We start from the raw sequence: 10,773 nt of genomic DNA on the forward strand, positions 1-10,773 counted from the left end.
CAATAGATTAAAAAAAGCACAACCGCTATGGCGCCATAGCGGTTGTTGAACCTATCGAAAAACACGACATCGTCTATCGAGGCTAACCGACTAATGATTCGACGTAATGGTAAACCGCTTTTAAGATACGGACCTTTTGCTCATCCGCCTGATGATGATCCGCCAGTTGCTGTAGGTTGTCCATGTACGTGGGAAGGTGTGTTTCAAAATAATCGCGGCGGTGCATAAACCATTGTTTTTGTTCATCGTCAGTAAGTGTCCACGGATAGTTGCGGGCACGATAACGAAACAACAGAGGTTTGATGCGCCAATCGTCGACACTCAAGTCAATCCCGGCAAGGTTTTCTGGATCTTGCGCGCGGATAATGTCCATCGCGCTGCGATCACTTTTTGAAAAAAAACCAGCATACAGTGCGTTATCAACATCTTGATTGTCAAAGGGCTTGGATTGCGCGAAGACAGCCACCAGCTTCTCTCGGATTTCGGGCGCCGCCTTTAGTGCTTTAAGATGTTGAAGACATGCTTCTCTATCCACGCCAAGACGCGCGGCATCGTCAGGACGAAGTACTTTGGCATCGGCTAAGACCGGGCATTTATTGATATGGATAAGCTTTAATGGTGCCGGCAATTGGTCGTCACTCAATGCTTGACGAGGAGTATATAAACGCTCACGGAGGGCATCGGCATCAAGCACGAATAAAGGTGAAGGATCGCGGGCAAGATCAACGGTGATCACGGCATTGGGGTTGTCAGGATGCCATGCCACTGGCACAACCCAACTGGTGTTGCCTCGCTCGGTGCCAAACATACCTGAGACATGTACCAGTGGGGTCATGTTGACCACGTCAATCAGGTGCTTAATTTTATTCTTATGGCGGTGAGTGAGAAGGTAATCAAACAACCGGGGTTGCGCGGCTTTCACTTTTTTCGCCAACTCAATGGTCGCGTGCACATCCGCCATGGCGTCATGCGCATCACTGTGTTCAATGCCATTGGCGATGGACAAGTTTTCTAACTTAAAACTGGGCTTACCGTTTTCGTCATGTGGCCATTCAATCCCTTCAGGCCGCAACGCATAACAGGCGCGCATCACATCGAGTAAATCCCAGCGCGAGTTTCCGTTTTGCCAGCTCCACCCATATGGGTCAAAAAAGTTACGGTATAAGGTATACCGTGTCACTTCGTCATCAAACCGAACATTGTTATAGCCAATTACACAGGTGTTCGGTTGAGACAGAGCCGCATGGATTTGGGCAATAAACTCCGGTTCGGGCAGCCCTTTTTTCAGTGCGAGTTGCGGGGTAATGCCTGTGACCAAACAAGCTTCTGGGGCCGGCAAGTAATCATTGGGGGGCTGACAAAATAGCACCAGAGGCTCGCCAATAATATTAAAATCACTGTCGGTGCGAACGCCAGCAAATTGGCAAGGCCTGTCTTTACCCGGATGGGTACCGAACGTCTCAAAGTCGTAAATAAAAAAGGTTGGCTGGTCCGCGTCTGTCACAATCGAATCCAATTTGATCAAACAAAAGAAAGCAGAGTCAATACCCTGCGATAAGTGCTCATGGTAACACTGGCAAGACGTATCACCAATCCTGTCGGTGRTAAGATCAAATGCGTCAAAGCCTGCAACGAGGCAGGCTCTGATCRATCATYTACAAACAAAGACGCATTAAGAGGYAAGGCGCTTCAGTGTTTGCTTCGCCTCGTCGATGRCTTTTGTCGCGCTTTCTTCGCCCATRGCGAGGCCTTCTGCATAGACAAACTCGACATCTGTGATCCCAATAAAGCCAAGCACCGTTTGCATATAYCCGGTGACATGATCCGTGTCTCCTCCTTTATGCATCCCCCCTCGTGTGGTGACCACAATGGCGCGCTTACCGGTTAGCAAGCCTTCAGGACCGTTTTCGGTATAGCGGAACGTTACCCCTGCACGGGCAACCAGATCAATCCATGCTTTTAGCTGCACGGGGATGGTAAAGTTATACATAGGTGCCGCGATCACTAGAGTATCGCTTTGTTGTATTTCTTCAATCAGTTGGTCTGATGCCTGTTGCACCTGTTGTTGCGGCTCAGTGAGCTCGTCTGCGCCACGYAAACCACCGACGTTATTTCCTGTTAGCRYAGGCAAAGGAGTYGCCGCCAKATCACGCTCAATCAGCGTCTCTGGAGACAGGGAATCCACTACACTGTCAATGACTGCGTTTGAGCTAGAGTAGGGGCCGAGAATGCTTGATTTCAAGACCAGCGCTTTCATATATTTCTCCTTAAAATGGGTTGGCGTGAKTCAGCACACGTTAGAGTGTAGAGAAACGACACGGTAAAACCAGCGTATAAATTCGTTAAACTTGTTCAAAATTTTTGTTGGGCCCGGTTATTTCTCACGGTAGCGTTGCGCTGAGTGAATAGGGGCGTATGATGTCGCCCGATAGTCGTCCAGAATGTAAAAATAATGTTATGATGCCCGTTGTGTTGATAAAAAACGAAGATCAAGAACGGCAAAGCGCCCGATCAAATCACAAGTCGGTCACTTGTGGGACACAACGGGGTTTGAGGAAATGTGCGTGAAAAATTTATTTATGTTAGACGTGGACGGTACGCTGGTAGACAGCTGCCAAATGGACCACGAGTGTTTCAGCCAGGCGATTGATGAAGTCACAGGTTTAGCGGTTCCAGATAATTGGGGAAGCTACACCAATGTGACCGATGCGGGGATCATCGAAGAGTTAATCGACACCCATGGACTCAACCATGACAAGATCAGGCTGTTTAGAGAGATCAAACGGGTGTTTAGGCAAAAATTGGCGGTTAGGATTRCAGAGAAAGGTTTAGCGCCAATTCCCGGCGCGGTGGAATTTGTAGAACACATGCGCCATGTGCCCTCGGTTGAATTAGCCATTGCCACCGGCGGGTGGGAAGAAACCGCAAGGATGAAGTTAAAAGCGGCAGGTTTTAATATCGACGGCATTGTATTTTCATCTTGCTCCGATGCCATGAGCCGGAGTGAAGTCATGGCGTTGGCGGCATTTCGAGCCAAACAAGATTACGGTGTGTATTTTGATCGTCGAATCTATTTCGGTGATGGTGTATGGGATAAGCAAGCTACGCAATCACTGAACTATGAATTCGTCGCGGTGGGTGACAAGGTAGAGCACGAAGTGCGGGTGAATCACTTTATCAATCCTCAAGCAATTCTTGGTAAGTTAGGGATTGAGGAAGCTGAGCGTCAATACGCTTAATCCCTCTCGCCCCACCTATGCACAACAAGCCGGTTCAGTCTATGAACCGGCTTTTTTTGTACAAAGTAACKGGCACGCGATCATGATGATTGTGAACAGGGTTGCGCTATCTCGCTGGCCTGGWCACTGTCTTGTGACGAAAAATACGCTTGGGTCTCTTCAATCACGACTTTACGCAGCAGTAACAAACCGATGAGGTTGGGGACCGCCATTAAGCCATTAACAATATCGGCAAGAATCCAGATCGTATTCAGTTGAATAAAGGCACCGGATGCAATCAAGCCGATAAAGAATAGTTTATAGATATAAATCGCTTTTTTGCCAAACAAGTACGCGACGCAGCGCTCGCCATAGTAGTGCCAGCCTAAAATCGTCGTGAAAGCGAAAAAGAGTAGGCCGATATTCAATAACATAGGGCCAACGCTGCTCTCCATGCCCACGGCAAAGGCATGCGATGTCATTGCTGCTCCCGCTAATTCGCCTGACCATGATTGCGTTAAAATTAACGTTAACCCTGTCATGGTACAAATCACCAAGGTATCGATAAAGGTGCCTGTCATTGATACCAACCCTTGCTCAACGCACGAGTCGGTTTTAGCGGCCGCCGCGGCAATGGGGGCACTYCCTAGGCCAGACTCGTTAGAGAACACACCACGGGCAATCCCTGATTGAATGGCGAGCATCATACCGGCCCCAGCAAAGCCGCCGGTGGCTGCCATGCCGTTAAACGCGGACTCAAACACCAGGCCAACCGCATGGGGTAATTGGGATATATTGGCGCCGAGTACCCACAAGCAGGCAGCGACGTATAATACGGCCATCACAGGAACGATTTTGGCGGCGACGGCCGAAATAGATTTCACGCCCCCGATAGTCACTAACGCCACTAGCACCGTAAGGATAGCGGCGACGGCAACGGTGGGAATATTAAACAAATGGGTCGCGGCACTACTAATGGCGTTCACCTGTGGGAAAGTGCCAATGCCAAAACAAGCCACGCCGATGCCGAATAAGGCAAATAATTTGGCTAATATCGGCTTGCCGGCGCCTTTGGATAGGTACATCATCGGCCCGCCAAGCATATTACCTTTATGATCGGTTTCGCGGTATTTCACCGCCAGTAAACACTCAGCGTATTTGGTCGCCATCCCTAAAAAAGCGGCTAACCACATCCAAAATAGTGCGCCTGGGCCCCCTAACGAAATTGCTGTGGCAACCCCGATAATATTACCGGTACCAATGGTGGCAGATAATGCGGTACATAGCGCGGCAAAACCAGAGACATCGCCTTGGCTGGTGGCATCAGAAGGTTTAAATATTTGCTTGAGCGCAAAGGGCAAACGGCGGAATTGGAGCAAGCCCAAGCGAACGGTAAAAAAGAGCCCGGTACCGGTTAATAACAATAAAAGCGGTGGGCCCCAAATCCAGTCGTCAATGGTGGCGAGAAGCGCGGATATATCGGGTAGTTGTGAAAAAAATGGCATTAATCCCCCTTTAAACATCAAAGGAGAAGATAGACCACACTAATATTAACAAAAGTGCTACATATTGGGGTGGGTATCTCCTCTGTCCTTTTGCCTGAGAGTTTCACTTGAAAACAAGCTTGCTCCTTCGGCGCCCGAATTAACGGGTCTCTCCAGAGTTTCCTCCAACAGCAGTCCATACAATTAAGTGCCTGAAAGATTTACTTCTTCGGCGGATGGCATTTGCCATCTCTCTCCTGCTGTCTTCATCGGAACGTCGTTATGACGGAAAGTATGATAGATCACAGAAATATGAATGCAATGCAAAATTAAGTRAACAGGGCATTGTTCTTCTGAAAAGGTAAAAATTATCGCTTTATAGAAGGTTCTACTCGCTATRAATGCCGCGTGATATGTGTCAGTTGCCTGAGTGTTTTTTGCACTGATTAACGCCCGTTTTTAAACGAGGTGGCTCAATGTTATAAGACATTGGCCGATATTATTACCATTAATCGGTAAACACTGACTCAACGAGCCCTAGCATGACCACTTGGAACGAACTTTTAGGCGTGAATGCCGGCGAAACGGCCGCGCAGGTTAAACAACGCTATAAGCGACTTTCTAGTCGTGTGCATCCGGATAAAGGTGGCAGCACTGGGTTGATGCAGCTGGTCAGTGAAGCATACCAGGCCGTTAAATCAGGGAAGGGCGACGATAGCGCTTTAGGGCAAACGCAAAACGAGGGAAGTCAGGCGGCGTTACGTAGCCAGATTGCACGCCTGCAAAAAGAGTTAGCGGTGTTGCAGGAAGAAAATCGCACCCTCAAATCTCGTCAGGCCGGCCAACAAATACCGGCACACCTCACGGCTAAAATTGCCAAACTTGAGTTTGATAATCGTCAGTGGCGAGAGCAGTACCAAAAACTTGAGCGTCAGCACCAATCATTAGACGGACAACATGCGCGCCTGACACGTGAGCACGACAAAGAAAAAAAAGAGGCCACACAACGCAACCGTGAGCTTAAAGACGCGTTAACGCGCGTGGAACAGCTAGAAACGGAGCTGACGCATAAAGCCACTCCAGTCACTTTAAAACCGGCCAAACTCGGGCTGGCTTGGCGTTGGGTATTGGCCTCATGGTGCGCCATTGCACTGGTAATGGTGCCTTTTGRGCAATGGCAACGGTGGCTTGCTCCACTTATCGGTGACAGCCAGCCTGATACCGCGCAACGTGTACGTATCATTAATCMCAAGCCACCAGCCTCTAAGCCGGTTGATACTGTTGCCGCCACTCAGTCGCCCTCAGCACCGCCACCGAGTATACCGGCCGCGCCGATGATTGAACTCAACCCGACGGCAGAAAAATGGCATATCAATCAATATACTGATATCGCCCAGCCGTATCTCGCGCTGCGTAGTCAACAAGGCTCATACATCGTGGCAAATTGCGTGGGCGATTTTTACATCTATTTGAACCGCAGTTATCAACCGTTGCGCGTGCCACCTAATCTCGATTACGTYGCRCAGCGGCAGCATTTTCATGTGTATGCGATTCCTTATGGCCAAGGGGCATCTATCGATAGTTGGCAATTRGCACGTAAGGTACAAATATTCGAYGACACCTTTGTAAGTGCTGATCTGACCCCGAAGTTAAGGGSGTTTGAACAATCGTGCCGACAAACAYCGGATCTTACTGCGGTGAACCGTGAGTAGGCAGCGTTACCGCGAGTGTTCAAGGTTAAAKATGGCAACCGTCAGATAGAAGGAATYTCARCTCAGTATCGCCTGAATGTATTACACTGATCRGTAAGCAATAACACTTATTTGAGGCCAGTCACTATGCTCGATCAAGCGATGTTCGCGCACCAATTTGAGCCACCGCGGCAAGACAGTGCAAGCGGCGTATTTCGGCGYCACAAGATAGCGGTGTCGCATTCGGTATCGCTCGAAGCGTGTGTGTCAGGGATAGGCATTCCGGCTTGGTCGGAAACGCGCACAGCCGCAAGCCAAGATGCGGGCGTGGTGAAAACGATGATGGCGCAGGGTGCCAGTGTGATCGGCCAGGTGCAAATCGATCCGCTCGGCTTTAGTATCACCGGATTTAATCCTTTTTATGCCGAACTTCGCAACCCCCACTATCGTCAATACCGTGTGGGTGGTGCCAATGCCGGTATCGCAGTCGCAGTGGCGAAAAAACTGGCGGATCTGGGTTTAGGCAATGATGCGTTCGGGGGCGTGCGGATCCCCGCCGCGCATTGCGGCCTCTATGGCTATCGGCCCACGCCTGGTTTGGTCGATACTACCGGGATAATCGCCATGGCTGATACCTTTGATAATATTGGCGTGTGCAGTGCGAGTCTCGGACATTTAAACCAGTTTCAAGAGCTGGTGGCAAAGCCCTCAACCGCGGTCACCAATATTCAAGGCGTGGTCATTGCTGAGCCAATTTTTGCCTTGTTTTACTCGGATGAAGCAATGAAGCAGGTCTATCAACACCTCGAACAGCTTCACCTTCCCCAAGAAACCACCTTAGCGATGAATAAATTAGTGCTTACTCGGGTAGAGAAAACCCAAGTTGCGATTGCCAGTCAAGAATTTTTACTGATCTATCAAGCTTGGCTAGACAGCGCCGAACTTGACTTACCTACCTCAACCCAAAGCTACCTTGAACGGCTGCGGGAAGTGGATTACAAAGCCCATTATCAGGCCAAGAAAACGCGCAAGCAGCTACGCGATACCATTACCGCCATGTGGCCGAGTGATAAGGTATTGATTATGCCTTCAACACCAGGCGCGATTTTGCCCCGTGATGCAGACCAACCCGCCAGTGATACCTTTAATCTCGCCCAGCGCCGCCTTATGGCGTTAGCCGATGTGTGTGGATTACCACAACTAACAATGCCTTTATTCACTCACGATAACGTGCCCTATGGGGTAACGTTGCTTGCTCATCCCTATAAAGATAAGTTGTTGATGGAAGTTGCGCGTCGATGGTTAAACTAAAGGATGGATTGCTTCCTTATCCTCAGCGTCGTCAAGAAATTTCTATAAAAAACCTTTTTACCTCGGTAAATGCATGATTTATATGTTTTAAATAAGTTTTATGTTGTGCATTTACTATCAACAGAAACTGTGGATAACTGGTTGGATTAGTCGGTGTTTAACTTTTTAACTACCTGATATTTAAAAGGTTGACTTAGTTATTTATGAGTTTTGGCACGCAAGCCTCGTGTTATAAGAAAGTGACAAATTGGCTGTCACCTTCCCGTAACGTTTCGGAGACGCCCAATTAACGCATCCACGTTATTCACAAAACACGATCTATCGCTAAACCTATCACTTTTTGGCGGATTTTATTTTGTATTGCGTCTTGCAATGGCTACGTAAGACGTGCTCTGAACGTAGGGCCTGATGCTTGGTTTTACGCCCGCGCGTCCGCTCACGCCATACCTTAAAGCTGCGTGGTTTTAACTCGCGCCGCATCAAAGCGATGACGTCATCCTGACGCAAGCCATACAGCGTCTCAATCGCCTCAAACGGGGTTCTATCTTCCCACGCCATTTCAATGATCCGGTCAATGTCTCCYGGTTGCTCGTTCAATGCCATATCGGTCTCCTTGCTCTAGTGGCAAACAGTACGCGTMGAGCATGAAAGACCGATCAGCGTGAGCCCTCAGACTGAGCAATGCTTTTACCCTTGTTTTTGGGATATTTAGAAATAAATAGCGAATACAGTCAGTTACGACTGGGCGTTTTTAATAAGGGTAAAAAACGATTTTTATCCTAACGGCCTGTTGTCACAGGCTATTATTTCGTTATTCTATAGTTCACTGCCGCACAGGCAGCTTAGAAAAAAGCCGTAACGCACACGCACCCAGCCCGCCTGTTCACTGCCGCACAGGCAGCTTAGAAAGGTTGAAAAACCCGACAACCTCAAATCAACACGTTCACTGCCGCACAGGCAGCTTAGAAAGTCGGAAAGCCGCCAAACGGTAGCGGTGCGTTGTTCACTGCCGCACAGGCAGCTTAGAAAAATAAAGCCGGCCACGTCCATTGCATCGGAGTGTTCACTGCCGCACAGGCAGCTTAGAAACATGCTGCCAAGCAAGCGCGGCAAAACGGCTTGTTCACTGCCGCACAGGCAGCTTAGAAAAGCCGAAGCTGCCCCAACCAGCCCACCATAGAGTTCACTGCCGCACAGGCAGCTTAGAAAATGAAAGGATCCGCCGCTTGCCTGGCGGTGCCGTTCACTGCCGCACAGGCAGCTTAGAAATTTTCCGTTGGCTGGGGTGTTGGTTTTAACAGGTTCACTGCCGCACAGGCAGCTTAGAAAGAGCACGCGTTAGCATCAACTCATCATTGAGCGTTCACTGCCGCACAGGCAGCTTAGAAATGAAGAAAGTGCGCTTTGCGGACAAATCAGGTGTTCACTGCCGCACAGGCAGCTTAGAAAAAAGAGGGACAAGCAGACGATACGCCGATTAGGTTCACTGCCGCACAGGCAGCTTAGAAAACCAACGCCTTCTGCCGTGGATTCGATGAATGGTTCACTGCCGCACAGGCAGCTTAGAAAGTTTGATAGTTCTACTCGCGCTGATTTGCCGTGTTCACTGCCGCACAGGCAGCTTAGAAAGCAGGCGCGTTCGTGACCAACCCTAAGGCCACGTTCACTGCCGCACAGGCAGCTTAGAAACCTTTGCGGTATTTCGCTGGCGCCGAGAAATCGTTCACTGCCGCACAGGCAGCTTAGAAAATGTAGTACGCATCGACCTCGGCGAACTCAAAGTTCACTGCCGCACAGGCAGCTTAGAAAATCAAGTAAATTCACAGGCGGGCGCATTGCTCGTTCACTGCCGCACAGGCAGCTTAGAAACGTCCGCAATACCGCCATGCGGTGCAGATGGCGTTCACTGCCGCACAGGCAGCTTAGAAATACAGCCTGCATCAAAACATCGATGGCGAGCTGTTCACTGCCGCACAGGCAGCTTAGAAATTAATGTTTGGATCGTTGGCGGCGTCATAGGCGTTCACTGCCGCACAGGCAGCTTAGAAAACACTGACATGGAGAACGCGAGCTCGCTTGATGTTCACTGCCGCACAGGCAGCTTAGAAAAAAGATTAGCGATGCGGCCTTCCCAGCGATTAGTTCACTGCCGCACAGGCAGCTTAGAAAATGGTGATCACTGTGTCTGAGCTGATGCTGCGGTTCACTGCCGCACAGGCAGCTTAGAAAGCGCCGTGGATCCCCACCCGCGACAAACTGAAGTTCACTGCCGCACAGGCAGCTTAGAAAGAACTCAGCGGTGACTCTGAGACGACGAGGACGTTCACTGCCGCACAGGCAGCTTAGAAAATTGCAGATATTCATCAGCCCGAGCTGCGCATGTTCACTGCCGCACAGGCAGCTTAGAAAGGTTTGCCCCAGGCAACAGAGAGTCAGTCGGTGTTCACTGCCGCACAGGCAGCTTAGAAAATGTCGAGGGAAGCAAGATGGACGTTTGCTGGGTTCACTGCCGCACAGGCAGCTTAGAAACAGGTAATCGTTCATTGCCATTTTATTCATGTGTTCACTGCCGCACAGGCAGCTTAGAAAGTGCGTCCGGGTGACCAAACCCGGCACTGGATGTTCACTGCCGCACAGGCAGCTTAGAAATCTCAAAGAGGCAATCATGCATCACTTAGTTAGTTCACTGCCGCACAGGCAGCTTAGAAAACTGCGGCCCATCGCGTTTTCAACCTGCTTGCGTTCACTGCCGCACAGGCAGCTTAGAAAAATCCGGTTGCTTCACCGCCTAGTTCGCCCAGGTTCACTGCCGCACAGGCAGCTTAGAAAGTTAAAAGTGCTTTTGGAGGAGGTCGCCGAGCGTTCACTGCCGCACAGGCAGCTTAGAAAAAAGCGGCGCGCGCGAAACAATCCGGCTTTCGGTTCACTGCCGCACAGGCAGCTTAGAAAGTTGGGTTACGCGGCCGTGGCCGCCACGGCGGGTTCACTGCCGCACAGGCAGCTTAGAAATGCTCGATGGAAACGAGCATTCGCATTCTAGGGTTCACTGCCGCACAGGCAGCTTAGAAA

7 protein-coding genes, 1 CRISPR repeat array and 2 riboswitches are annotated in these 10,773 nt (G+C 49.9%); of the genes, 3 read left to right on the top strand and 4 right to left on the bottom strand.

The window, feature by feature from the left end:
• Positions 1 to 82: 82 nt before the first annotated feature.
• Together sbcB and BZG77_RS13600 are read right to left on the bottom strand one after the other, a co-directional pair.
• Positions 83 to 1,504: an exodeoxyribonuclease I gene (gene sbcB / locus BZG77_RS13595; RefSeq protein WP_077647622.1), complete on the bottom strand. Its 1,422-nt coding sequence runs from the start codon at positions 1,502 to 1,504 to the stop codon at positions 83 to 85.
• A 168-nt stretch (positions 1,505 to 1,672) separates the two neighbouring features.
• Positions 1,673 to 2,257, bottom strand: coding sequence for an FMN-dependent NADH-azoreductase (locus tag BZG77_RS13600; RefSeq protein ID WP_077647623.1), 585 nt, complete (start codon positions 2,255 to 2,257; stop codon positions 1,673 to 1,675).
• Positions 2,258 to 2,564: 307 nt separating this feature from the next.
• Between BZG77_RS13600 and BZG77_RS13605 the strand changes: the two genes are divergently transcribed.
• Complete coding sequence (locus BZG77_RS13605; protein WP_241844159.1) at positions 2,565 to 3,239, top strand: HAD family hydrolase; 675 nt, start codon at positions 2,565 to 2,567, stop codon at positions 3,237 to 3,239.
• A gap of 80 nt (positions 3,240 to 3,319) precedes the next feature.
• Here BZG77_RS13605 and BZG77_RS13610 read toward each other — a convergent pair whose 3' ends face one another.
• Positions 3,320 to 4,723, bottom strand: a complete 1,404-nt coding sequence (locus BZG77_RS13610) for an alanine/glycine:cation symporter family protein (protein WP_077647625.1) — start codon at positions 4,721 to 4,723, stop codon at positions 3,320 to 3,322.
• A gap of 80 nt (positions 4,724 to 4,803) precedes the next feature.
• A riboswitch (glycine riboswitch) is annotated at positions 4,804 to 4,881 on the bottom strand.
• A 3-nt stretch (positions 4,882 to 4,884) separates the two neighbouring features.
• Positions 4,885 to 4,972: riboswitch (glycine riboswitch) on the bottom strand.
• A gap of 272 nt (positions 4,973 to 5,244) precedes the next feature.
• On the opposite strand from BZG77_RS13610, the gene BZG77_RS13615 reads away from it, so the two are divergent.
• A complete protein-coding gene (locus tag BZG77_RS13615; protein ID WP_077647626.1) occupies positions 5,245 to 6,414 on the top strand; it encodes a J domain-containing protein in 1,170 nt (389 codons plus the stop codon).
• 126 nt (positions 6,415 to 6,540) lie between these two features.
• Positions 6,541 to 7,704, top strand: coding sequence for an amidase family protein (locus BZG77_RS13620; protein ID WP_077647627.1), 1,164 nt, complete (start codon positions 6,541 to 6,543; stop codon positions 7,702 to 7,704).
• A gap of 333 nt (positions 7,705 to 8,037) precedes the next feature.
• Here the strand turns inward: BZG77_RS13620 and BZG77_RS13625 are convergent, their stop codons facing one another.
• Positions 8,038 to 8,307: a TIGR03643 family protein gene (locus BZG77_RS13625; protein ID WP_021023599.1), complete on the bottom strand. Its 270-nt coding sequence runs from the start codon at positions 8,305 to 8,307 to the stop codon at positions 8,038 to 8,040.
• A gap of 218 nt (positions 8,308 to 8,525) precedes the next feature.
• A CRISPR array of direct repeats spans positions 8,526 to 10,773; the repeat unit is 28 nt; unit sequence GTTCACTGCCGCACAGGCAGCTTAGAAA.

Origin of the sequence: Salinivibrio sp. IB643, assembly GCF_001996105.1 — a bacterium.
GTDB classification, from domain to species: domain Bacteria; phylum Pseudomonadota; class Gammaproteobacteria; order Enterobacterales; family Vibrionaceae; genus Salinivibrio; species Salinivibrio costicola.